12 protein-coding genes are annotated in these 25,626 nt (G+C 71.3%); 5 read left to right on the top strand and 7 right to left on the bottom strand.

Translation table 11 applies throughout. From position 1 onward, the window contains the following. From ACFRU2_RS19785 to ACFRU2_RS19775, 3 genes are all read right to left on the bottom strand, one after another. Positions 1-4,590: an amino acid adenylation domain-containing protein gene (locus tag ACFRU2_RS19785; RefSeq protein WP_382973667.1), complete on the bottom strand. Its 4,590-nt coding sequence runs from the start codon at positions 4,588-4,590 to the stop codon at positions 1-3. Then, positions 4,587-15,662, bottom strand: coding sequence for an amino acid adenylation domain-containing protein (locus tag ACFRU2_RS19780; RefSeq protein ID WP_382973664.1), 11,076 nt, complete (start codon positions 15,660-15,662; stop codon positions 4,587-4,589). Before ACFRU2_RS19780 ends, ACFRU2_RS19785 begins: the two co-directional genes overlap by 4 nt. 76 nt (positions 15,663-15,738) lie before the next feature. After that, on the bottom strand, positions 15,739-16,776 hold the full coding sequence (locus ACFRU2_RS19775; protein WP_382973661.1) for a branched-chain amino acid aminotransferase: 1,038 nt from the start codon (positions 16,774-16,776) through the stop codon (positions 15,739-15,741). Positions 16,777-17,183: 407 nt separating this feature from the next. Between ACFRU2_RS19775 and ACFRU2_RS19770 the strand changes: the two genes are divergently transcribed. From ACFRU2_RS19770 to ACFRU2_RS19755, 4 genes are all read left to right on the top strand, one after another. Beyond that, positions 17,184-17,990 carry an alpha/beta fold hydrolase gene (locus ACFRU2_RS19770; protein WP_382974021.1) on the top strand — a complete coding sequence of 269 codons (807 nt, stop codon included), beginning with the start codon at positions 17,184-17,186 and terminating at the stop codon, positions 17,988-17,990. Positions 17,991-18,034: 44 nt separating this feature from the next. Next, positions 18,035-18,736: a formyltransferase family protein gene (locus ACFRU2_RS19765; RefSeq protein WP_382973658.1), complete on the top strand. Its 702-nt coding sequence runs from the start codon at positions 18,035-18,037 to the stop codon at positions 18,734-18,736. 108 nt (positions 18,737-18,844) lie between these two features. After that, positions 18,845-20,509: an energy-dependent translational throttle protein EttA gene (ettA, locus tag ACFRU2_RS19760; protein WP_382973655.1), complete on the top strand. Its 1,665-nt coding sequence runs from the start codon at positions 18,845-18,847 to the stop codon at positions 20,507-20,509. Between the two features lie 108 nt (positions 20,510-20,617). Next, positions 20,618-20,941, top strand: a complete 324-nt coding sequence (locus tag ACFRU2_RS19755; RefSeq protein ID WP_382973652.1) for a hypothetical protein — start codon at positions 20,618-20,620, stop codon at positions 20,939-20,941. Positions 20,942-20,993: 52 nt separating this feature from the next. On the opposite strand, the gene ACFRU2_RS19750 is transcribed toward ACFRU2_RS19755, so the two are convergent. The 4 genes from ACFRU2_RS19750 to ACFRU2_RS19735 form a co-directional block, all read right to left on the bottom strand. Next, positions 20,994-22,133: a transposase gene (locus ACFRU2_RS19750; protein WP_382973650.1), complete on the bottom strand. Its 1,140-nt coding sequence runs from the start codon at positions 22,131-22,133 to the stop codon at positions 20,994-20,996. Between the two features lie 122 nt (positions 22,134-22,255). Further along, the gene (locus ACFRU2_RS19745) at positions 22,256-22,885 is read right to left on the bottom strand and encodes a TetR family transcriptional regulator (RefSeq protein ID WP_382973647.1); all 630 of its coding nucleotides are present in this window, start codon (positions 22,883-22,885) and stop codon (positions 22,256-22,258) included. Between the two features lie 81 nt (positions 22,886-22,966). Then, positions 22,967-23,932, bottom strand: coding sequence for an NAD-dependent epimerase/dehydratase family protein (locus tag ACFRU2_RS19740; RefSeq protein WP_382973644.1), 966 nt, complete (start codon positions 23,930-23,932; stop codon positions 22,967-22,969). A gap of 2 nt (positions 23,933-23,934) precedes the next feature. Further along, the gene (locus tag ACFRU2_RS19735) at positions 23,935-24,603 is read right to left on the bottom strand and encodes a ScbR family autoregulator-binding transcription factor (RefSeq protein WP_382973641.1); all 669 of its coding nucleotides are present in this window, start codon (positions 24,601-24,603) and stop codon (positions 23,935-23,937) included. 97 nt (positions 24,604-24,700) lie between these two features. On the opposite strand from ACFRU2_RS19735, the gene ACFRU2_RS19730 reads away from it, so the two are divergent. Beyond that, positions 24,701-25,624 carry a ScbA/BarX family gamma-butyrolactone biosynthesis protein gene (locus ACFRU2_RS19730; protein ID WP_382973638.1) on the top strand — a complete coding sequence of 308 codons (924 nt, stop codon included), beginning with the start codon at positions 24,701-24,703 and terminating at the stop codon, positions 25,622-25,624. Positions 25,625-25,626 lie beyond the last annotated feature (2 nt).

Genomic DNA, 25,626 nt, shown 5'->3' with positions numbered 1-25,626 from the left:
TTAAAGCTCCCACTCGGAGTCGAGGTCGTCGAGATCATCGAGGTCGTCGATGTCTTCCTGGCTCAGCGAGACCAGGGGCAGGTCGGACGGGGTGTGGCCGCCCGCCCGGTAGGTGTCGATGCGTCCGGGCAGGGCCCGGAGCGTGGCCACGAGGGTGTCGGCCAGGTCGTGCACGGCGCCCTCCGCGAGGAGGGCCTCGGGCCACATGAGGCTGATGTCGAGCCGGGGCCCGTCCGCCTCGTCGCGGGTGAGCATGGCGACTTCCAGCGCGTGGGCCACCGGCATGTCCTCGTCCGAGCCGCTGCCGAGCAGGTCCTCGGCCGGAGCGGGGGCCCAGTCGCCGGCGGTCGGGGCCGAGAACCGACCCAGGTAGTTGAAGCCGATCTGCGGCGCGGCCTGTGTCTCGAGCTCCTGCGCCGACCGCGGGTTGAGGTAGCGCAGCAGTCCGTATCCGATGCCGTGGTCGGGCAGGGCCCGGCGCTGCTCCTTGACCCGCTTGAGGCCTTCGATGAGCGAAGGGCTCGTGCGCCAGTTCGCCACCTTGGGGTCCACGCGCACCGGGTGCATGCTGGTGAACCAGCCGACGGTCCGGGAGAGGTCGACGCCTTCGCCCAGTTCCTCCCGCCCGTGCCCCTCGACGTCGACGAGCACGGCGGTGTCGTCGCCCGCACCCCGGCGACGGCGCCAGTCGGCGGTCGCCAGCGCGAGGCCCGTGAGCAGGACGTCGTCGACGCCGCCGTTGACGGCCGCGGGCACCTTGGTCAGAAGGCTCTCGGTGAGGTCGGCCGGCAGCTCGCGGCGGACGTAGCGCACGGTGCGCGCGAGGTCCCGGGCCGGGTCGAGCGGGCGGTCCGTCAGCAGCGGTTCGGGGGCGGCGAGTACGCGCCGCCAGACGGGCAGTTCCGCCTCCCGGGTCGGTGCCTGCGCCTGCGCGTGGAGCAGCTGCGACCAGCGGCGGACGGACGTGGCGCCGTCGGCGGGCTCGGGCTGCCGGCCGGCCGCCAGGGCCTGCGCGGCGGCCGCCAGGTCGGGCAGCAGGATCCGCCAGGACACGCCGTCCACGGCGAGGTGGTGGATGACCAGCAGCAGGCGCCCCGGGCGCTCCGGTCCGGCGTCGAACCAGACGGCCTGCAGGATCCTGCCGTCCTCCGGAGCGAGCCGTGCCCGGGCGGCCTCGGCGTGCCGGCCGGGCCAGGAGTCGCCTTCGGCGGCGAGGTCGACGCGGTGCAGGCAGTCGGCGGCCCGGACGGCGCCCTTCGGCGGGATCTCCAGCGTCCAGCGCCCGGGGGTGCGGCGCAGGATCGTGCGCAGCGCGTCGTGACGGTCGAGGAGGACCTGCAGGGCGTCGCGCAGCAGCTCTTCGTCGAGCCCGGCGGGCACCTGGACGGTCATCGACTGGTGGAACCCGTCGATCGGCCCGCCGAGTCCGCGCAGCCATTCCATGACCGGTGTGGGCTTCAGTTCGCCGACGGGCTCGTCGGCGACGGCGTCCGGGGCCGCGTCCACGCTGCGGGCGGCGGCGGCCAGGGCCTCGACGGTCTTGAGCTCGAACACCTGGCGCGGGCTGAGGACGAGTCCGGCCTTGCGGGCCCGCCCGACGAGCTGGATGGACATGATGCTGTCCCCGCCGAGGTCGAAGAAGCTGTCGCCGACCCCGACCCCCGGCACTCCGAGCACGTCAGTGAAGAGGGCGCACAGCGCCTCCTCGCGGGGCGTGCGGTGCAGTCGGCCGACCGGGGCGTGCTCGATCGCAGGCCGCGGCAGTGCGGCCCGGTCCACCTTGCCGTTGCGGGTCAGCGGCAGTTCGTCGAGGAGGACGAACGCCACCGGGACCATGTACGCGGGAAGGGCGTCGGCCGTGTGGCGGCGCAGTTCCCCGGCGTCGACGGCCGTGCCCTCGGCGGGTACCACGTAGGCGGTGAGCCGCTTGTCGCCGGGCCGGTCCTCGCGGACGACGACGGCGGCGCGGGCGACGGCGGGGTGGCGGCCGAGGACGGCGCCGACCTCACCCGGCTCGATGCGGAAGCCGCGGATCTTGACCTGGTCGTCGGCGCGGCCGACGAACTCCAGTGCCCCCGCCGTGCCCCAGCGCACGAGGTCGCCCGTACGGTACATCCGCGAGCCGGGCGCCCCGAAGGGGTTGGCGACGAACCGCTCGGAGGTGGCCGCGGACCGCCCCAGGTAGCCCCGGGCCAGGCCCGCTCCCGCGACGTGCAGTTCACCGACGGTTCCGTGCGGTACGGGGCGCAGCCGCTCGTCCAGGACGTGGACCTGGTGGTTGTCGAGCGGACGGCCGATCGGGACCGACGCCGCGGGCGCCGCGCCGGCCGTCATCCGGTGGTGGGTGGCGAACGTGGTCGTTTCGGTCGGCCCGTAGCCGTTGACCACGGCGGTGCCGGGGCAGTGGTCGAGGACCCGGCGGACGGCCTCTGCGGGAACGACGTCACCGCCGGTCCAGACCTCCCGCACACCGGCGAAGAGCTGCGGTTGCTGCTGGGCGGCCAGGTCGAAGAGCCCGGCGGTCAGCCACAGCCGTTCCACCCGCTCCTCGGTGACGACCCGGGCCAGGGCGTCGATGTCCAGGTCGCCCGCCGGGGCCACCACGAGCCGGCCGCCGAAGAGCAGCGGCACCCACAGCTCTGCCGTGGAGGCGTCGAAGGCGTGCGGTGCGTAGACCAGGGTTCGGGCGGGCCCGGTGGCGTCCCAGGCGCGGTCGTACGCCAGGCTCACCACGTCGCGGTGCGTGGCGGCCACTCCCTTGGGCTCACCGGTTGAGCCCGAGGTGTACATGACGTACGCCAGCCGGTCGGGGGTGCACGGCAGTCCGAGATCCGCGTACGGCCCCTCGTGCGCCGCGTCGCCGATGACGATCTCGTGGATCCCGGGACCGCACTCCCGGCCCCGGCCGGCCCGGTCGACCAGGACGACCCGGGCTCCGGTTTCGGCGGCCGCGCTCTGCCACCGGCTGCTCGGCGAGTCCGCGTGCAGCGGAACGTACGCGCCGCCGGCCTTGAGGATCGCCAGGATCGCCACGACGAGGTCGGGCGAGCGGTCCGCCAGCAGCAGGACGCAGCTCTCCGGTCCGACGCCTTGGGCGACCAAGCGCCGTGCCAGCCGGTTGGCGAGGACGTTCAGCTCCGTGTACATGAGCTGGACCTCGCCGGACACCAGGGCCACGGCGGTGGGCGTCCGCCGGGCCTGCGCCTCGAACAGTGCTGTCAGATCGCGCTCGGGGAGGGCCGTGGAGGCGCCGTTGCCGGGCTGCTGCGTCTCCGTGGCCGGGGACGGGAGCGGCGTGAGCGCTCCGATCTCCCCGACCGGCGTCAGCGGGTTCTCCGTCATCGTGACGAGCAGTCGCTCCAGCCGGGCCGCGATCGCCGTGACGGTCTCCCGGTCGAGCAGATCGGGCCGGTGGTCCAGGCGGAAGCGCAGACGCGGGCCGGGCATGGCCGCCACGGTGAGCGGGTAGTGGGTGGCGTCGTAGCTCTTGGCCCGGGTCACCCGCAGTCCGCCGGCGGCGGGCAGCGCGTCCGGTTCGAAGGGGTAGTTCTCGAAGACCAGGAGCGTGTCGAACAGGTCCCCGGCGCCGACCTGTCGCTGGATGTCGGCCAGCCCGATGTGCTGGTGCTCCATCAGCAGGGCCTGGCGGCCCTGGAGGGCGCGGCAGGCGTCCAGCAGGGAGTCGGTGCGCCGGTAGGGGAAGCGCACCGGGACGGTGTTGATGAAGAGGCCGACCATCGACTCGACGCCGTCGATCTCGGGCGGCCTTCCCGAGACGGTCGTACCGAAGACCACGTCGTCACTGCCCGCGAGACTGCCCAGCAGCAGTCCCCAAGCGGACTGGATGAGGGTGTTGAGGGTCAGGCCGTTGCGGCGGGCGGTGGCCTCCAGCTCCGACGAGAGCTCTTCGGACAGCTCCAGTTCGACCGTGTGGGGCATGACGGTGGCCCGCTCGTGCTCGCCCGGGACCAGCAGGGTGGGCGCCTCGAACCCGGCGAGCGCCTCGCGCCAGGCGGCGAGGGCGGGCTCGCGTTCGCGTCCCGCCAGCCAGGCCAGGTAGTTCTTGTACGGGACCGCCCTGGGCAGGGCGCCGCCCTCGTAGAGCCGGAACAGCTCGTCGAGCAGCACCGGCAGGGACCAGCCGTCGAGCAGGATGTGGTGGTTGGTCAGGACCAGGCGGTGGCGCTCGGCCCCCAGCCGCACCAGGGTGCAGCGCAGCAGCGGGGCGTCACCGAGGTCGAACCGCCGGGCCCGGTCCCGCGTGAGCAGGTCCTCGAACGCGCGGTCCTGCTCGCTCTCGGACCGCCCGCCGAGGTCGGTCTCCCGCCAGGGGAGCTCCACCTCGTGCGGGATGACCTGCATGGTGCGGTCCAGGCCCTCGTGCCAGAACATCGCGCGCAGGTTGGGGTGCCGGCGCAGCAGGGCTTCCACCCCGGCCCGCAGGGCAGGGGCGTCCAGCGGGCCCTGGAGGTCCAGGACGAGCTGGGTGTTGTAGAGGTCGGGGGCATCCGTGTCGTACGAGGAGTGGAAGTACATGCCTTCCTGCAACGACGTCAGCGGCAGGATGTCGGCCAGCCCGGAACGCTTCACTTCCTATTCCTCCATACGGCTTCAAGCAGGTCGATGTTGGTCTGGTCGAGGGAGACCAGGGAGAGGTCCGAGGTGGTCAGACCGCCCGCTTCGGGGGCCGCGCCGTGGGCGACGAGCCCGTCGAGCGCGGCGGCCCAGAGATCGGTCAGTTCGTGCACCTCGGCCTCGGTCAGCAGCCCGTCGGGCCACGACCAGGTGCAGATGAGGCGGGGTCCTCGGCCGTCGTCCCGGGTGAGGGCGTTGAGTTCGAGGACGTGGGCCGCCGGGGTGCCGGCGTCCGTGCCGCCGCCGAACGCCCCGTCCTCGGCCACGGGCGCCCAGTCGGTGTCCGCCGCGGCGTTGAAGCGCCCCAGGTAGTTGAAGGCGATCTGCGGGCGCGTGGCGAGGGCCGCCAGGCCCGCGGTGGCGGGGTTGAGGTGACGCAGCAGTCCGTAGCCGATGCCGCGGTCGGGCAGGGCCCTCAGCTGCTCCTTGACCCGCTTGACCGCGCCGCCCACCGCGGGGCCGCCGGCGAGCACCTCGCTCCAGGCCACGGCGCCGGGGTCGAGTCGCGCGGGGTGCATGCTGGTGAACCAGCCGACCGTGCGGGAGAGGTCCGTGCCCTCCGTGAAGGGCTCCCGGCCGTGATCCTCCAGGTCGATCAGGACCGCGCTGTTCCCGCTGCGCCCCGTGGTGCGCCGCCATTCGGCGACGGCGAGGGTGAAGGCGGCGAGCAGGATGTCGTTGACCGTGCCCCGGAAGGTCGACGGCAGGGTCGTCAGCAGCGGTTCGGTGCTCTCCGCGGACATCACCCGGGTGAGGCTGCGGGTCGTGGCGTGCGTGTCCCGCCGCGCGTCCAGGGGGCGCTCCCCCAGTTCGGGGTCGGGAGTGGCGAGCACCTCGGTCCACAGCGGCAGTTCCGCCAGCCGATGCGGCGTGCGGGCCTCGTCGAGCAGGGTCCGCGCCCAGGTCCGCAGGGTGGTGGCGACCGAGGGCAGTTCGGCTCCCCGGTCCTGCCCGGCGGTGGCCAGGTCGGGCAGCAGGATGCGCCAGGAGACTCCGTCCACCGCGAGGTGGTGGACCATCAGCAGCAGCCGTCCGGGCCGCTCCGGTCCGGCGTCCAGCCAGACGGCCTGGACCATGACGCCGTCTTCGGGGCTCAGCCGGAGCTGGGCGGCCGCGTTCTCGGCGGCCAGCACGGCACGCATCTTTTCGTCGGAGAGTCCCGCGACGTCGACCCGTGTCAGGAAGCGGCGCGCGTCCGCGGTTCCCGGCGGCGGCACTTCGAGCGTCCACCGCTCCCCCGAGCGGTCCGTGCGCAGGCGCAGGGCGTCATGGTGGTCGATGAGGGTCTGCAGCGTACGGCCGAGATGTGCCTCGTCGATGCCCGCGGGGACCTTCACCACCACCGACTGGTGGAAGCCGTCGATGGGGCCGCCGCGCTCGCGCAGCCAGTGCACGATGGGCAGCAGGTCGACTTCGCCCGTGCCGACGTCGGGGGCCCGCTCGGGTGCGGACTCCAGGGGGCGTACGACGGAGGCCAGTTCGGCGACCGTCGGGTTCTGGAACACGTCCCGCGGGGTGACCTCCAGACCGGCCCTGCGGGCTCGCCCGACGAGCTGGATGGACATGATGCTGTCGCCGCCGAGGTCGAAGAAGCCGTTGTGCACGCCGACCGAGGGCACTCCCAGCACCTCGGCGAACAGCTCGCACAGGCTCTCTTCGAGCGGTGTCCGCGGCGCCTGCCCGGCTGCCTCCGCGCCGTAGTCGGGGGCGGGCAGGGCGCCTCGGTCGATCTTGCCGCTGGAGGCCAGGGGGAAGGCGTCGAGGAGAACGACGGCGGCGGGCACCATGTAGTGCGGAAGCCGGCCCGCGAGGTGGCTCCGGAGGTCTGCCGCGGACGTGGAAACGCCGTCCACCGGTTCCGCGTAGGCCACCAGGCGCCGGTCGCCCGGCCGGTCCTCACGGACCGTGGCGACCGCCCGCGCGACGTCGGGATGGTCCGACAGCGCGGCGGCCACCTCCTCCAGCTCGATGCGGAAGCCCCGGATCTTGACCTGGCCGTCGGCCCGGCCGACGTAGTCCATCCGGCCGTCCGGCCTCCAGCGGACGAGGTCGCCGGTGCGGTACATGCGCTCTCCCGGCGCCCCGAAGGGATCGGGCAGGAAGCGCTCCGCCGTGAGGCCGGGACGGTTCAGGTAGCCGCGGGCGGGGCCCGCCCCGCCGACGTAGAGCTCTCCCGTCACCCCGGCGGGCACCAGGCGCAGGTGCTCGTCGAGCACGTACGCCCGCACGTTGGGCAGGGGCCGGCCGATCGGCGGGGTGCCGTCCTCGGTCAGGGCGGTGCTCACCGTGGCACAGACCGTGGCCTCGGTGGGCCCGTACGCGTTGAGCAGGCGCACCCGGCGGGACCAGCGGCGGACGACGTCCGGCGGGCAGGCCTCGCCGCCGGTGAAGATCGTGGTCCCCGGACCGAAGGCGTCCTCGGGCAGGACGGCGAGCGCCGACGGGGGCAGCAGCGCGTGGGTGATGCCGGCCTCCCGGGCCAGCTCCGCCAGCGGTCGTCCGGGCGCCAGCCTGGCGGCCGGTGCGAGGACCACCGCGCCGCCCGACAGCAGGGGCATGAACAGCTCCATGACCGACGCGTCGAAACTCAGCGAGGCGAACTGGAGGAACCTGCTGCCGGGACCGACGTCCGCCGCCCCGTTCAGGGCGCGGACGAGGTTCGGGATCCCCGAGTGCGGTACGAGGACCGCCTTGGGGCGCCCGGTGGAGCCCGAGGTGTAGATGGCGTAGGCGGTGTTCCGCGTCGTCAGCGGGGCCACCCGGTCGGTCTGGGCCGGGGCGTGATCGGGGCCCGCGGCCAGCTCCGCCGCGACCTCGTGCGCGTCCAGTGCCAGCATCCGTGCGGCGGGGGCCGGCGCGAGCAGCGCGGCGGCCTCCTGCGTGGTCAGGATCACGGCCGGATCGGCGTCGGACAGCATGAAGGCGATCCGGTCCGCGGGGTGTTGCGGGTCGATCAGCATGTAGGCGGCGCCGGCCTTGAGCACGCCGAGTACGGCGACGGCCAGATCGGTGCTCCGGGGCAGGGCCAGGGCCACGAGCGCCTCCGGTCCCGCCCCGCGCCGGATCAGCGCGTGGGCGATCCGGTTGGCCCGCGCCTCGACCTCGGCGTACGAGAGCTCGGTGCCCTCGAAGACGACGGCGGTGGCCCCGGGGGTCCGTGCGGCCTGGAGCTCGAACAGCTCCCCCACGCAGCCGTGCGTGACCGGCGGCGTGCCGGTGTTCCCGTACCCCAGGAGTTCCTCCTGCTCGGCCGGGGAGAGGACAGGCGCCTGGCTCAGCCGGGCGTGGGGATCGGCCGCCATGGCCTCCAGGACCCGTACCCAGCGCTCCGCGAGCCGCTCGACGCTGGACCGCTCGTAGAGGTCCGTGCTGAATTCGACGAAGCCGCTAGCGCCGGCGGGCGCACCGGCGCCGTCCTGGCGCTCGGTCATGCCGAAGGACAGGTCGAACTTGGCGACTTCCAGCTCCACCGGTTCCGCGGTGACCGCGATCCCGGGGAGGCCGAGGTCGTACGCAGGAACGTTCTGCAGCGCGAGCATGACCTGGACGAGCGGCTGGACCGAGAGCGAACGGTCCGGCTTGAGCGCGTCCACCAGGTGCTCGAACGGCAGTTCCTGGTGGGAGAAGGCCGCCAGGTCCGTCGCGCGGACCCGGTCCAGGAGTTCGTTGAAGGTCGGGTCGCCCGAGGTGTCGGTGCGCAGCACCAGCGTGTTGACGAAGAAGCCCACCGCGTCGTCGAGCGCCTCGTCACCGCGTCCGGCGACCGGGGTGCCGATCGGCAGGTCGACACCTGCTCCCAGCCGGGTGAGCAGGGCGGCCAGGCCGGCCTGGAGCACCATGAAGAAGCTGGTCCCCCTGCCCCGTGCCAGCTCGTGCAGCGACCGGTGCAAGGTCTCCGGCAGGTCGAAGGCGACCATCGCTCCGCGGTGGCTCGCCACTGCCGGCCGGGGCCGGTCCGTGGGCAGTTCGAGCCGGTCGGGCAGGTCCTGCAGGGCGCCTCGCCAGAAGGCGAGCTGCCGGGCCGCGAGGCTGGACTCGTCGTCCGCCCCGCCCAGGACCTCGCGCTGCCACAGCGTGTAGTCGGCGTACTGGGCCCCGGGCGGCGTCCAGCCGGGTTCCTGTCCCGCGGTCCGTGCCCGGTAGGCGGCGCCCAGGTCGTCGGCCAGCGGTGCGAGGGACCAGCCGTCGCCCGCGATGTGGTGGAGCACGAGGTGCAGGACGTGGGTGTCGCCGTCCAGGCGGAACGTGTCGACGCGCAGCGGCGGTTCGGTGGCGAGGTCGAAGGCGTGGCCCGCGGACGCGGTCAGGGCCGCCGGCAGGTCGGCCTCCGCCACGTCGGCGAGCCGGAAGACCGACGGCAGGTCCGTCGCCGGCAGCACCTTCTGGTACGGCACCCCGTCGTGCGCCGGGAAGACGGTGCGCAAGGACTCGTGGCGGCCGATCACGTCCTGGACCGCCGTCCGCAGCGCCGGGACGTCCAGCGCGCCGCACAGCCGGAGCGCGAGGGAGATGTTGTAGGTCGCGCTGGGTCCTTCGAGGTTCTGTACGACCCACAGCCGGCGCTGGGCGTACGAGAGCGGCAGCTCGGCCGGGCGCTCGGCCGGGCGCAGGGCGGGGAGGGCCTGCGGTGTGCCGGCGATGCGGGTGGCCAGTCCGGCCACGGTCGGCGTCTCGAAGAGCGCACGCATCGGCAGCTCCACGCCCAGAGCGGACCGGACGCGGCCGACGAGGCGGGTCACCAGCAAGGAGTGGCCGCCCAGTTCGAAGAAGCTGTCGTGGATGCCGGTCCCGCTGACGCCGAGGACTTCGCGGAAGAGGGCGAGGAGCACCTCCTCCTCGTGGGTGCGGGGTGCCTCGTCCTCTCCTTCGGCGCTCTGGCCGAGGGCGGGGTGGGGCAGCGCCGACTGGTCCAGCTTTCCGTTGGCCGTCATCGGCATGGCGTCCACGGTCACGAAGGCGGCGGGCACCATGTGTTCGGGCAGGTTTCCGGCCAGGTGCCGGCGCAGCTCGCCGGCGCCGGGAGCTTCGTCCCCGTCGGCGACCACGTAGGCGACCAGGCGCCGGTCGCCCTCGCCGAACTCCCGCAGCACGACTGCCGCGCGCAGGACGGCCGGGTGCTCGGTGAGTGCCGTCTCGATCTCACCGGGCTCGATCCGGAAGCCCCGGACCTGGACCTGGTGATCGGCGCGGCCGAGGAACTCGAATCCGCCGCCGGGGAGCAGGCGGGCCAGGTCGCCGGTGCGGTACATCCGGGAGCCGGGCGGGCCGAACGGGTCGGCGACGAAGCGCTCGGAGGTCACGCCGGGCTTGTTGAGGTAGCCGCGGGACACCCCCGGGCCGCTGACGTACATCTCGCCGATGACGCCGGTGGGCAGCGGCTGCAGGGCCTCGTCGAGCAGTCGCACCCGGAGGTCGGGCAGGCCCTCGCCGATGAGGCTGCGCTGGGCGGCGGTGGCCTCGTGCCCGAGGGCGAGGTGGCTGACGTGCACGGTGGTCTCGGTGATCCCGTACATGTTGACCAGGACCGGGGCGTCGTCGGCATGGCGTCCGTACCAGTCCGCGAGCTGCCCCAGGTCCAGCTGTTCGCCGCCGAAGACGACGCGGCGCAGGGCGAGTCCGCTGCCGAGCCGGGGGTTCTCGCGATCGCTCCGCATCAGCTCGTAGAACGCCGAAGGGGTCTGGTTGAGGATCGTGACCCCTTCCTCGACCAGCAGGGCGAGGAGGTCCGCGGGCGACCGGACGATCTCGCGCGGGATGACGACGAGGCGTCCGCCGTGCAGGAGCGGTCCCCAGATCTCCCAGACGGAGAAGTCGAACGCGTAGGAGTGGCACAGGGACCAGACGTCCTGCGCGTCGAAACGGAACGAGCTCTCGGTCGTCCCGAACAGGCGGACGACGTTGTGGTGCGGGACCACGACCCCCTTGGGCGTGCCCGTGGAACCCGAGGTGTAGATGATGTACGCGGCGTTGTCCGGCCGGGCCGGACCGGACGGGTGCGCGGACCCGAGGTCGAGCGGCTCCCGGCCTGCGAGCTCGTCGATCACCGCGGGGTCGTCCAGCAGGATCGTCGCGACTCCGCCCGGCAGGGCGTGCGCGACGGCGGAGGTCGTCACCGCGCACAGCGGCGCCGCGTCGTCCGCCATGAGGGCCAGCCTCTGCGCCGGATAGTCGGGGTCCATCGGCAGGTACGCGGCTCCGGACTTCAGCACTGCCAGGATCGCCACGATCATCTCGGGCGAGCGCGGCAGCAGCAGGGCGACGACCCGCTCGGGGCGGGCGCCCCGGGCCACCAGGAGCCGGGCCAGCCGGTTGGCCCGCTCGTTGAGCTCGCGGTAGGTCACGGAGGTCTCGCCGAAGGAGACCGCGATGGCCTCCGGGGCCCGCCGGACCTGCTCCTCGAAGAGCTCCGGCAGGGTGGGGCCGGGCGCCTGGGACGGGCTGGGCGCCGGCGTCAGCCTCGGAGTCGGCGTCGCCGTCGCCAGGAGGCGGTGTTCGGTGTCGGTCAGCACGTCGATGGCCGCGACCCGGCGCGCGGGATCGGCCACGGCCGCCTGCAGGAGGCGCGTGAACCGTTCGGCGATGGACTCGGCCGTCGCGCGCTCGAACAGGTCGGTGCTGTACTCCAGGCCGCCGACGAGTCCGCTCGGGGTGCCGTTGCCCTCGTACCGCTCGGTGAGGTTGACGAGCAGGTCGAACTTCGCGGCCTGGGCCTCGATGGGCTCGAGGCGGCTCGTCGCGCCGGGGAGGCGGAGCGTGCCGTCCTCGTTCCCCTGGAGCGCCAGCATGACCTGGAAGAGCGGGTGGCGGCCCAGGGAGCGCGGCGGCTTGAGGGTCTCCACCAGGTGCTCGAACGGAACGTCCTGGTGGGAGTAGGCCGCGAGCGCGCCGTCGCGGACGCGGCCGAGCAGGTCCTCGAAGGTCGGGTGCCCGGAGGTGTCGGTGCGCAGCACGAGGGTGTTGACGAAGAATCCGACCAGGTCCTGGAGGTTCTCGTCGCCCCGGCCGGCGACCGGGGTGCCGATCGGTATGTCCGTACCCGCCCCCAGCCTGGTGAGGAGGGCGGCCAGCGCGGCCTGGAGCACCATGAAGACACTGGTGTCGGTCCGGGCGGCGAGGGCCACGAGCTCCTGGTGGAGTTCTCCCGGCAGCCGCAGGGGGACGGTTTCCACCCCGTGGGTCGGCCGTGAGGGGCGCCCGCGGTCGCTCGGCAGCACCAGTTCGTGCGGGAGGCCTTCGAGCTCCTTGCGCCAGAAGGCGGTCTGCCGTGCCGCCGGGCTCTCCGGGTCGTCGATGTCGCCGAGGACGGCGCGCTGCCAGAGGGTGTAGTCGGCGTACTGCACGGGCAGTGCCGTCCACTGCGGCGCGCGGCCGGCGGCGCGCGCGGTGTAGGCCTCGGACACGTCGCGCACGATGGGGCCGAGCGACCAGCCGTCGGCGGCGATGTGGTGGAAGAGGAGCAACAGGACGTGCTCGGCGGGACCCAGGCGCGCCACGGTCGCGCGCAACGGGAGATCGCCGGTCAGGTCGAATGCGGCGCGTGCCGCTTCGGCGAGTACGGCGGTCGTCGCCGCTCCGGCCCGCGCGCCGGTCTCGTCGGCCTCGCCGGTCTCGTCCGCCTCCACGAGACGCACGTCCACGTGGACCTCGCCGGGATCCAGGATCCGCTGGTACGGGTCACCCGCCAGGACCGGGTACACGGTGCGCAGGACCTCGTGGCGGTCCACGAGATCGCCGAGGGCCGCACGCAGGACGGTGAGGTCGAACGCGCCGGAGATCCGGAAGACGAGGGGCACGTTGTAGGCGGGCGCCGCCTCCTGCACCTCGTTGAGGAACCACAGGCGGTGCTGTGCGTAGGACAGCGGAACGAGGCCGGGGCGGGGCCCGGCCACGAGCGCCGGCCGGCCGGCGGTGCCGGCCTCTTGGGGCAGCGCGGCGAGCTGGCCGACGGTGGGCTTGTCGAAGAAGGAGCGCAGCGTGAACTCGAGGCCCAGCTGAGTACGGATCCGGTTGATCAGCCGGATCGCCAGGAGCGAATGGCCCCCCATCTCGAAGAAGTGGTCGTCCACCCCCACGGAGGGCAGGCCCAGCTCCTCCGCGAAGAGCGCGCACAGCTCCTCCTCGCGGGGATTCGACGGCCCGCGCGAGGCGCTCTTCGCCCCGAACTCCGGGGTCGGCAGCGCGGCACGGTCGAGTTTGCCGTGGCTCGTGAGCGGCAGGCCGTCGAGCAGCACGAAGGCGGCCGGGACCATGTACCCGGGCAGGATGCCGGCGGCGTGGTCACGGAGCCGTTCCTCGTCGGGCGCTTCGGGACCCGCCGCCGGTACCACGTACGCGATCAGCCGGTCGTCCCCCGCCCGGTAGCGCCGTACGAGGACGGCGGCCCGGGTCACTCCGGGGTGCCGGGTCAGGGCCTCCTCGATCTCGGCGAGCTCGATGCGGAAGCCGCGCAGCTTGACCTGGTCGTCGGAGCGGCCGACGAACTCCAGCTCCCCGTCGTCGCAGCGGCGGACGAGGTCGCCGGTGCGGTACATCCGGGAGCCCGCCGGGCCGAAGGGGTCGGCGGTGAACCGTTCGGCGGTCAGCCCGGCCCGCCCGGCGTAGCCGCGCGCCAGTCCGGCCCCGGCCACGTAGAGCTCACCGGTGCTTCCCGGCGGGACGGGCAGCATCGCGCCGTCGAGGACGTAGAGCCGCATGTTGTCCAGCGGCCGGCCGATGGGAACCGCCGTGCCCAGCACCTCGCCCGCCGAGATCGGGTTGCGGGTGGCGAAGACCGTGGTCTCGGTGGGGCCGTAGCCGTTGACGACCGTCAGCTCCGGGTTCTCGCCCAGGGCGGCGCGTACCGCCCCCGGCGAGACCACGTCTCCGCCGGTCCACACCTCCCGGACGTTGCGGAAGCATTCCGGGCTCTGCTCGACCAGCAGGTGGAACAGACCGGCCGTGAGCCAGAGCGCGGTGATGTGCTCGTCGACTATGAGCGTGCGCAGGGTGGGCAGGTCCAGGTCTCCGGCAGGTGCCAGGACGACCTCGCCGCCCGTGAGCAGCGGCACCCAGGCTTCGAGGGTGTAGGCGTCCCAGGCATGCGGTGAGTGCAGCAGGACGCGCGCGGTGGCACCCGTCTCCCACCAGCTGTCGTGGGAGAGCTGCGCGATGTCGAGGTGGGTGATCGCCGCGCCCTTGGGACGGCCGGTGGAGCCGGACGTGTACATCACGCAGGCCAGTTGCTCGGGGTGGACCACGACGCCGGGGTCGGTCGCGTCCGTGCCGGCCCAGGTGTGGGCCTCGTCCACGACGAGGACGGTCGCTTCGTGCGTGAAGCGGTCCTCGCGCAGGGCGCGGTCGGTGAGCAGGACCGGGGCCGCGGTCTCCTCCATGATCACTTCCCGACGGGCGGCCGGGTAGCTCGGATGGATGGGTACGTACGTCCCGCCGGCCTTGAGGACGGCGAGCGTGGCAACGACCAGGTCGGCCGAGCGCTCCATGAACACCGCTACGGGTGTCTCGGCGCGCACTCCCGTGATCAGGAGCTGCCGTGCCAGACGGTTGGCGCGCGCGTCCAGCTCCCGGTAGCTGAGCCGCTCCTCCCGGGAGCGCAGCGCCGGCGCGTCCGGACGTGCGGCCACGAACTCGGCGAACCGGTCGACGACGGTCCGGGCGCGGCCCGTCGTCTCACGGCCCGTCGCGTTGTCGGCGACCAGGACCTGCTCGCGTTCCCGTTCGTCGAGCAGGTCGATGCGGCCGACGCGGCCGCTCGGGTCGGCCGCCATGGCGTGCAGTACGGCGAGGAAGCGGCGGCGGTGGGTCTCGACCTCTTCGGCCGTGTACATCTCCGGGTTGGCATCGAAGTCGATCCGTATGCCCCGGCCGTCCATGCGGTCGTGCACGACCACGGAGAGGTCGGGAACGGGCCCGGTGGAGAGGTTGTGCGCGACCGACGTGCAGTCGCCGAAGCGGAGGTCGTAGCCGAACCGCATCACGTTGATGATCGTGCCGAACAGCCGACGGCCGTCGCCGACCTGCTTGAGGTCGCGCCGGAGGTCCTCGTAGCGGTAGCGCTGATGGGCCAGCACCTGACGGACTTCCCCGGACACCGCCGCGACCAGCTCGGCGACCGTGTCCTGCGGCCGTACCGTCAACCGGAACGGCATGATGTTCGAGGCCATGCCGGGAACGGCGCGCTCGGTATCGCTCACCCGCCCCGTTACGGGCAGCCCCAGGACGACGTCGGTCGCCCCGGTCACCCGGTGCATGTAGGCCGCCGTTGCCGCGATCACCAGCCTGGGCCAGCTCGCACCGATCCCGCGTGCCGCGTCGCCCAGGGCCTCCACGGCTGCCGCGTCGAGGTGCGCACTGCGCCTGATGAACGTGGACGCCGTGACCGCCGGCCCCTCGGCCAGCACCGGCACCTCGGGCAGGTCGCCGACGCGGTCGAGCCAGAACTCCCGGTCCGCCTCGTGCTCCCCGGAGCCTCGGTAGTCCCGGTCCTCGTCGAGCAGCAGCCGGAGCGGGCCGAACGCCCCGTCCTCGTAGGGGGTTCCGGCGACCAGCGCGGTGTACACCTCGGCGACGCGGCGCACGATCAGGGAGAGACCGAAGCCGTCGATCATCACGTGGTGGATGCGCTGGTACCACAGGACCCGGTCCGGTGCCGCCCTGAACAGGACCTGCGTGAAGGCGGCTTCGCGTTCGAGGTCCATGGGGCGGGAGAGGTCCGCGCGCATCCACTGCTCCGCGGCGAGCGCGGGGTCGGGCTCCTCGCTGACGTCGATGTGCCGGAGCGTCAGGCCCGCGTCGGGCCGGACCGCCTGCCCCACCGCGCCGGAGCCGGTGACCACGCGCGCCCGCATCGTCTCCGCCTCCCCGATGACGGCCCGCAGCGCCGTCTCGAAGAGTTCCGTGTCGAATTCGCCCCGGATCTCGAGGTATTCGCCCCACGTGAAGATGGGGTTGTCGGGATCCAGCTGCTGGGCGAACCACATGCCGGACTGGGCAGCGGACAACGGCCAGTGGCCGTCCACGGGGGCAGACACGGTAGATCGCCTTCCGGTCGTACGTGAGATCAACTAAGGGACGGAGAGGGGGCTTCGAGGGGGCTCCAAAGAGCCTTCAGTCGACGAGGTGCAGCCATCGGTGGGAATCCGGCCGGCGGCCGTACTGAATTCCCTGGAGCGCCTCGGACAGTGCGGCGGTGACCGGACCGACGGACCCGTCACCGATCTGCCAGGAGGCGCCGGCCGAGCGGACCTGCCCGACGGCCCTGACGCCTGCGGCGGTGCCCGAGGCGAAGACTTCGGCGATCCGGCCGCTCCGGCAGTCGTCCTGCCACTCGTCGACCGACACACGGTCTTCCAGGACGTTCATTCCCATGTCCCGGGCCAGGACGGTCAGGGAATCCCGGGTCACTCCGGGCAGCAGACTTCCCGACAGCGGCGGGGTGACGAGCTCGTGGGACTGTCCCGTCTTCCGGACGAAGAAGAGGTTCGTGGCACCGAGTTCCTCGACCCACCGCAGCTCGGCGGGGTCCAGCCACACCACCTGATCGCAACCGTTTTCCCGGGCCAGGGACTGGGCGCGAAGGGCCCCCGCGTAATTGCCGGCGCACTTGACGTTTCCGGTTCCCCCGACGGCGGCACGGGGGTGGTCCTCGTTCACCCACACCTTCAGGGGCCGGGGCTCGGAGCCGAAGAGCCCGTCGGTGACGAAGGCTATGAGGAGGAACTGGTACTCGCGGGCCGGACGTACGGCCAGGTCCGGCTCGCTGGCGAACATGAGCGGACGCAGATAGAGACTGGCCGACGATTCGGCGGGAACGAAATCCCGGTCCTGACGCACGAGCTCGTCGAGCGCGTCAAGGAAAACCGTCTCGGGGATCTCCGGCATCATCATGCGGCGCGCCGACACACGGAAACGGCGAGCGTGATCCTCGGGACGGAACACGGCCAGTCGGCCGTCGGCTCGGCGGAATGCCTTGAGCCCTTCGAAGATGACCTGGCCGTAGTGCAGGCCGACCATCGCGGGACTCACGGGTATGGCCGCGTGAGGCAACAGCTTCGGGGCTCCCCAACCGCTCCCCTCGCGCCAGTTCGCCATGACCATGTGATCCGTGAACGCCGAACCGAACGGATAGCCGACAGGAGACGGCAATGCCCCAACCCCTTACTGGACGGATGATTGACCTATTGGCCGAGAACAGGCCGACGGGTGGGGTACCGCATCACCGGGAAAGCACCCACCAGGCAAGATCGTCCAGAATCTAACCCGGTACGCACAATCAGGCCAGCAAGGCCGGATACTCTGTCACTAATCCTCCGGACAATGCGGACATTCTTATTGTTTCGGGCAACAAGTCCGGTGAATAAGGTGCAAATCGACCACCTGCCTGCACCGGAAGCGGTCGATGAATGAAATTGACAGGAGCCGCCGAACAGGCTTCTCTATATCCCCGTCGGCAGGTCCGACTCCCGCAACAGCGGATCGGGGGAAGCGTGCCACTGGCCGCCGGCACCGGGTCGGGACTCGACAAGCACTCCACCGGAGCACACGAGGATCGAATGGCTGTAATATCCGCCAACGGAATTGATCTCAGCTACACGGAATCCGGATCCGGGGATCCCGTCCTGTTGGTGATGGGCACGGGCGCCCGCGGACACGTATGGAACCTGCATCAGGTTCCGGCACTGCACGCGGCCGGATATCGGACCATCACCTTCGACAATCGCGGAATATGTCCCTCTTCGACACCGGACCGATTCACTCTCGACGATATGGTCGGGGACACGGTGGCGCTCATCGAAAAGCTGGGTCTGGCACCTTGTCGCATGGTCGGTGTATCGCTCGGGGCATTCATCACACAGGAACTCCTCACCACCCATTCGGAATGGGTCGAGCAGGCCGTCCTGATCGCCACGCGCGGTCGCACCGATGCGCTGCGAGCGGCGATGTCGGAGGCGGATCTAGCCGCGTGCGAAGCGAACACCCGCCCGTCGAAACACGATGCGGTCAGCCGGGTCCTGCAGAACCTCTCGCCTCGCACCCAGAATGACGACGTTCTGGTCAAGGACTGGCTGGACCTCTTCGAGATGTCCCCGCAGTACCACCCGGACGCACGGGCCCAGTTGGCCTTGGACAGGATCCCGGACCGTCGTTCCGCATACGCGGACATACGGACCCCCACCCTCGTGATGTCCTTCCGCGATGACGTCATCTGCCCGCCCCACCTCGGGCGGGAGGTGGCCGACGCCATTCCCGGAAGCCAGTACGTGGAGGTGGCCGACAGCGGACATCTGGGCTACCTGGAGCAACCCGGGACGGTCAATTCCCGGATGGTGGAGTTCTTTTCCGACCATCGACGACGATGACTTTCAGTTCTGCCACCTTCGGCACCGCGCGCTTAGGGGAACGAGTGAACATTTACATATCAGGACGCGGATTCTTCGCGGTGGAGGTGGCGGAGGCTCTGGTGGATGCCGGCCACGAGGTGGTCGGCGTGGCCTCTCCGGCCCTCCGTGACGGGCACTCCGACGAGGGCAGCGCCCTGTCATGGGACCGGCTCCGCTCGTGGGCCTTTCCACGGGACGTTCCCTGGACGGATTCCAAGGCCCTGCGGGCCCGTCACGTGCCCGACTCGGTCGACGTCATTCTCGCCGCCCATTCCCACGCGTTCATCGGCCGCGAGACGCGCGCCCGGGCCAAGGTGGCCGCCATCGGGTACCACCCCAGCCTGCTGCCCCTGCACCGCGGCCGGGACGCGATCCGCTGGACCATCCGCGACGGCGACAAAGCAGCCGGCGGAACCGTCTACCACCTCACGGAACGCACCGACGGCGGCCCGATCGCGGCCCAGGAACACATTCTCGTCCCTCGCGGGTCGACGCCTCGGAGCCTGTGGCGCGAACAACTGGCCCCGCTCGGTGTGCACCTGCTCCTGCGCGTGGTGAACGACCTCGCACAGGGCCATCGGGTCGAAGTGCCGCAGGACGACGAACTCGCCACCTGGGAACCCGCCATGGATTCCGCCCCGCTGTTCAAGCCCGAACTCATCGCGCTGCCCGGCAGTACGCCGGACGCCGTCGTCAGTGACAGCTGGGCCCTGCGCACGGGGTGATCCACTGCCCCCCAGGGGCACGAAAACCGGATGACGAAAACTGGCTGAATTCCATCGCTGGTCGGCACGCTCGAAAAACCGGCCGGACTGACCCAATAGGCTTGCACCATGGCAGAGTTGATTTACGCAATGCGCAACGTCCGTAAGGCGCACGGCGACAAGGTAATTCTCGACAACGCGACGCTTTCCTTTCTCCCGGGAGCGAAGATCGGTGTCGTCGGCCCCAACGGTGCCGGCAAGTCCACCGTCCTCAAGATCATGGCCGGCCTGGAGCAGCCGTCCAACGGCGAGGCCTACCTCACGTCCGGCTTCACCGTCGGCATCCTCATGCAGGAGCCCAAGCTCGACGAGTCCAAGACGGTCCTGGAGAACGTCCAGGACGGCGCCGCCGAAACCATGAAGAAGGTCCGGCGGTACAACGAGGTCGCCGAGCTGATGGCGACCGACTCCTCGGACGCACTGCTGGACGAGATGGGCAAGCTCCTGGAAGTCCTGGACCACACCAACGCCTGGGACCTCGACGCCCAGCTGGAGCAGGCGATGGACGCGCTGGGCTGCCCGCCCGGCGACTGGCCCGTCACCAACCTCTCCGGTGGCGAGAAGCGCCGCGTGGCGCTCTGCAAGCTGCTGATCGAGGCCCCGGACCTGCTCCTCCTCGACGAGCCCACCAACCACCTCGACGCCGAGTCGGTGAACTGGCTGGAGCAGCACCTCTCCAAGTACGCGGGCTGCGTGGTCGCGGTGACCCACGACCGGTACTTCCTGAACAACGTCGCCGAGTGGATCCTGGAGCTCGACCGCGGCCGCGCGATCTCCTACGAGGGCAACTACTCCACGTATCTGGAGAAGAAGCAGGCGCGCCTGAAGGTCGAGGGCCGCAAGGACGAGAAGCGTCAGAAGCGCCTCAAGGAAGAGCTGGAGTGGGTGCGGTCGAACGCCAAGGGGCGTCAGACCAAGTCCAAGGCCCGTCTCGCCCGCTACGAGGAGATGGCCGCCGAGGCGGACAAGATGCGGAAGCTGGACTTCGAGGAGATCCAGATCCCGCCGGGCCCGCGTCTGGGCTCGATCGTGGTCGAGGTCAACAACCTCTCCAAGGCGTTCGGTGACAAGGTCCTCATCGACGACCTGTCCTTCACGCTGCCGCGCAACGGCATCGTGGGCATCATCGGCCCGAACGGCGCCGGCAAGACCACGCTCTTCAAGATGATCCAGGGCCTGGAGACGCCGGACTCCGGCGCCATCAAGGTCGGCGAGACCGTCAAGATCTCCTACGTCGACCAGAGCCGCGCCAACATCGACCCGAAGAAGACCCTCTGGGCCGTCGTGTCGGACGAGCTGGACTACATCAACGTCGGCCAGGTCGAGATGCCGTCGCGCGCGTACGTCAGCGCCTTCGGCTTCAAGGGCCCGGACCAGCAGAAGCCGGCCGGCGTCCTGTCCGGCGGTGAGCGCAACCGCCTGAACCTGGCGCTGACGCTCAAGGAGGGCGGCAACCTGCTGCTCCTCGACGAGCCCACCAACGACCTCGACGTCGAGACCCTGTCCTCGCTCGAGAACGCGCTCCTCGAATTCCCCGGTGCGGCCGTGGTCATCTCCCACGACCGCTGGTTCCTCGACCGAGTCGCCACGCACATCCTGGCGTACGAGGGCGACTCCAAGTGGTACTGGTTCGAGGGCAACTTCGAGTCGTACGAGAAGAACAAGATCGAGCGGCTCGGCGCGGAAAGCGCCCGGCCCCGCCGCGCCACCTACAAGAAACTCACCCGCGACTAGGCTCTGAAATGTCCACCTGAGACGAAGAATCCGAGCCCCGTATCACCTCTGCGGGGCTCGGTTCGTCCGGTGCCACGCTGGTGGGTCTGTCGCAGAAAGGACCCCTAGTTGTCCAGGGTCGTCGAATTGGCCGAGCGGATCATCTACCGGGCGAAGCTCACGTTCCTGGAAGAAGTCGCCCTGGCCGGCCTCGCCCATGTCGAAGGCCTTGCCCTCGCACCCCTTTGTCCGCCCTCTCAAGTGATACAAGTCGTCTCCTACAGTGGGCGTCACCTCGGAAGAGTGCGCCAACAGCAGGAAGAGGGCTGGCTCGCCCTCATGAAGGGCACGGCCCATGCGACAGGTCCCTACGATGACGCCCGAACGGCGGCGGAATCCCTGTACGTGCAGTGCATCCTGAGTACCCCTCACGAGATGCCGCGGGAGGGCTGAAGACTGAAGGACTGAGGACTGAAGGACTGAGACCCGCCCGTTCCCGGGGTTCTCAGACGCCCCCGAGCATCAGCGCCGCGTACGCCGCCGAGGCGAGCGTCATGTGGCGGTGCCAGCCCTCGTAGGACCGTCCTTCGAAATCGCGCAGCCCGACCTTCGCGCCGGTACGTACGCTGTCGTGGTCGACCGACTGGGCGAGGACGGTGAGCCGGTGCAGGTCGGTGGCGACCGCGCAGGGCGTCGTGGCGACCCAGAACTCCACCGCGTCGGGCTGTCGCTTCGGCCATTGCGCGAAGAGGGTCAGCCCCTGCCCCTGCCCAGCGGCGCCTGCGCCAGGCCGAACCGGTGACCCATCCGGCGCCCGGCCCGCCGACGGCAGCGCCACGCGCGCGGTGGCCGTCCGCATGCCGGGAGCGGGTTCCGCGCCGGACAGCCAAGGGGCCTGACGGGCGGCCAGGATGCGTTCCGCCGACATCGTGACGGCCTCGCTGAACCGCCCCGAAGGCGTGAACGGCCGGAACGCCGCGTCGGGCGTGAGCCGCACCATGGCCTGCATCCGCTCCACGGGCAGCAGGCGCAGCAGACCCGCCACGTCGCGCACGGGGCTGTCCCACACCAGGGGCGCCGCGGGCAGCGCCGGAAGGGGCGCGCCTTCGTCCAGCTGTTCCGTGATGGGGTGCCGGCCGGCCAGGGAATGCGGGGCGGCCCTGATGGTGCCCGGGCTCAGGCTCCAGTCGACCGGGGTGTTCAGCTCCCGCCCGGCGTACCAGAGGCCGTGCGCCCGCTGACCGCTCTCCACCCGCCCGCTCTCGGGCACGAAGCGCCGGTGCACCCCGACGGAGCTGGTACCCGTCTTGGGGATGAGCATGCGGCGCACCACCCACGCCTCGGGCCGCGCACGGTCCGCCAGATGCCGTGCCAGGGCCCGCCTGACGAGCTTCCAGCTCCACGGCGCATTGCAGATGAAGTGGTGCAGCCTCTGGGCGGCGCTCTCGTCACCGAGGGAACGCGCGATGTTCTGGATGGACTTGCGTCCGGAAGCGGTGAGCAGGCCGCGCAGGTACTGCTCACCCTTCACGTGGTGGTCAGCTCTGCGGAAGGAGGAGAACAGCTCCGCACAGAGAGCCTCGATCACTTCTTCCGACGGGGTGGTCGCCTGGGTGTGCCGGGCTTCGGTGTGGAGCGCGGACATGGTTCCCCCTGTGAGCTGGTCCGTAGCTGACCCGTCGACAATACAGAACGTTCTCTATGTTTTGCAGCGAGGGGGCCCGAGGGAAGGAAACCAGCAGGTGGCGAGCCCCCTGGGGGCTCGCCTCAGGCAGTGCCTGCGGGCAGGAGCTCCGGTTCGTCCGGCCTTGCGACCCTGTACATGCCGGCCAGCACCTGCCATGCCAGGGTGAGCTGCTGCCGCAGGCCGTGACCGAGCGACGTCCCACTGGCCAAGGGGTACGCGTGAGCCGCCGCCTCCACTCCCGCGACGAGCAGGGCGACCAGGCCCTCGAAGTCCTTCGGGTCGGCCCCGAGCGCCCCCTCGGCCGCGGCCCGGGAGAGGATCTCCCGGAGGGTGGGGATCCACGCCGCGTTCCAGTCCCCGGAGGTACTCGCACCGTCCCGGGCGAGGCGGGCCGCCGCCCGGACGCCGACTTCCTCCTCCAGCAGCTTCGCCAGCGTGTGCGTCAGGTCGATCGCCGCCTGCAGCGGAGGAACGCGTTCCTTGTGGAGATCCCGTAGCGCCGCGTTCGTCCGGGCCGTACCCCAGGCCTGCACCACGGCCGCGAGTTCGTCCTTGGCTGCGAAGTGAAAGGTCAGCGCGCCCATGGAGACCCCGGCCGCACGGCTGACACGGGACAGCGAGGTGCCCGCATAGCCGTGCTTGTCGAATTCCGCCGAGGCTGCGGCAATGAGGGCACGCCGCGTCAGCTCAGCCCTGTCTTGCCTTGCCACAGATCGGAAGCTACCCACGGGACGGTCCCGGGTGGAAGGAAAACCGGGATTTCGTGAAGACTTTGGCAGTATCTCGGGTACCTACGCGTCCGCGAGGGTGTCGAGATGAGCCCGGTACCAGGGGGCCGAGTCGGCCAGCCGGGCCAGCGGACCGGGCCCGGCAGGGCACTGCGCGAGCCGCCAGATCTCTTCGCTGCGGTACCAGTGGTCGGTGGCGAGCAGGGCGAACTGACGCTCGCTCATCCTTCCCGGCGTCTCGCGCAGTCGCCGCAGACACTGCTCCCACGTCCACTCCCGGGACACGGGCGGCAGTACGCCCAACGCCGTGAGCTCCGCCAGCAGGTCCGCACTGTGCACCGGTACCGGATGGCTCGCGTGGTAGATGCCGGAGGCGACGGCTCGGGGCGCGCGCGCCAGCGCGGCGATCAGCCGGGCCAGGTCGGCGACGTCCACGACGGACAACCGTGCGGGCCCGTCACCCCACCGGGCCGGGACCCGCTGCCGGAGTTCGGCCAGCGCCGGCACCACCCACCGGTCGCCGGCCCCCTGGATCAGCCCGGGGCGCAGGACCACGCCGTCGGCCGCGAGGGCGTACGCCTCTCCGGCGAGCCGGGTCCGACTGGCCGGCGACACGGGCGCGGGGACGATCTCGTTCTCGCGGATTCCGTCGTGCGGCCCGGGACCGTAGACGGCCGAGGTGGAGAGGTGGACGATGCGCCCGACGCCCGCCCGCCGCGCCTCCCGCACCAGTGCCCGTGTGCCCTGGACGTTGACGGCTTCGCACTGGGCCTCGCTTCCGGCGATGCGCGACGCGAGGTGGACCACGGCGTCCACGTCCTCGGCCAGCCCGTCCAGGGAAGCCGGGTCCGTGAAATCGGCGGAGGCCCACTCCGTGCCCGACGGCTCCGGACTCCCGCCCGCCGGGGCGCGAGTCAGCGCCCGCACGACGACGGCGCGCCCGTCCGCGGCCACGGAGCCGTGCAGTGCGCGGAGCACCGCCGTACCGACGAAGCCGGTCGCCCCGGTCAGCAGGACGCGGTACGGCATCACTACGACTGCCCGGCCTCGCCACGTGCGGCCTCGCCGCCCCCGTCACCCGTCGCGCCGACGCCCTCCCGGACGATGACCAGCTCGCCGAGCGCCTGCGGCGTGGCGACGGCCCGCAGCAGATAGCGCCACATCAGAGCGATCTGCTCGGGCAGGTCCGCGTGCCCCGTGGAGATCTTGGACATGACCTGGGTGCCGGTGAACGAGGCGACGAGGACCCGGGCGAACTGACCCTCCTCGACTTCCGGAAGCAACTGGCCCATCTCGCGCGCAGTGCGGAGTTCCGCGGCGAACTGCTCGACCCAGTACTCGTAGACGGCGAACTCCCGCAGCCCCGACTCGCCCTGCTCGACCGCGAGCTTGACCCCGGCGCGCAGCAGGACGTTGTTCTGCAGCTCGGTCGCCAGGTACATGGTCATGTCCAGCAGCTGCTGGAGTCCGGCCTCGCCCTCGGGGAAGGCGAGATCGGCCGCCTGCTCCAGGACCACGGCGCGGGCCAGGCCCTCCTTGGACTTGAAGTGGAAGTAGAGCGCTCCCGCGGTGGTGCCCGCGCGCTCGAGGATGCTGTTGATCCCCGCGCCGGAGTATCCACATTCATCGAACACCTGTGCGGCAGCACGCAAGATCGTCTCGCGTGTACTTACTGCCCGATCCTGCTGCGGACGCGCCATGGAAGTGTGATCCTCAACTCGGTCGACAAATAAACAGAACGCCCTTTATGTTAGCCATGCCGCCACAAGCTTGTTGCCTGACCAGGGAAGATCTCACATGCTGTCGCACCTGACTGCCACACTCGACCGTGCGCTGCCCCTCGCAGTGCCCCAGGCGTACACGCACAAATCGAACCCCGGAGAAGTGCTCCTCGCCACCTGGTGGCAGACGGGCGTCGACGCCTACACGATAACCGCGCGCTGGCCCGCCTCCCACGGCTTCTACCGCGGCCGGAACGGGCTGCACGACCCTCTCCTGCTGAGCGAGACGATTCGCCAGACGCTGCCCTTCCTGTCCCACGCCGCCTACGACGTACCCCTCGGCCACCAGCTGCTCTGGCAGTCCTTCGCCTGGGAACTCACCCCCACGGCACTGCGGGCCGAGCGAGGATCGGACGCCGAGATCGAACTGCGGATCGTCTGCCCCGAGGTCACGTACCGCAAGAACCGCGCCGCCTCGATCGCCATGGAGGTGGAAGCCCTGCGCGACGGCACCTTGCTGGGCACCGCACGGACCCGCTTCACCATCCAGGACCCCGCCGTCTACCGCCGCCTGCGCGGCCCGTACGCCGACATGGCCGCGGCCAACGCCGGCGCCCTCCCCCCGGCACGCCCGATGGCCCCGCACCGGGTCGGCCGCGAGAGCGACCGGGACGTGGTGCTCTCCCCCACGGGCAGCACCGGCTGCTGGGAACTGCGCGCCGACACCAGCCACCCGATCCTGTTCGACCACCCCGTGGACCACGCCCCCGGCATGCTGCTGATCGAAGCCGTACGACAGGCCGCCCAGGCGGCGAACTCGCCACGCCCCGTCGTACCCGTAGCCATGGACCTGACCTTCGCCCGCTACGCCGAACTCGACACGCCCTGCCGCTTCCACGCCGAGCGCCTCTCCCCCGACGCCCTACACATCCGCGCGGAGCAAAACGGCGCCCTGATCTTCACCGCCAACGTGACCGTCGCGGACGTCCCCCGACACTGACC

Source organism: Streptomyces sp. NPDC056883, assembly GCF_042788835.1.
Classification (GTDB): domain Bacteria; phylum Actinomycetota; class Actinomycetes; order Streptomycetales; family Streptomycetaceae; genus Streptomyces; species Streptomyces stoeckheimensis.
Note: the sequence above shows the minus strand (reverse complement) of the source record. Positions and strands in the feature narration are given on the sequence as shown.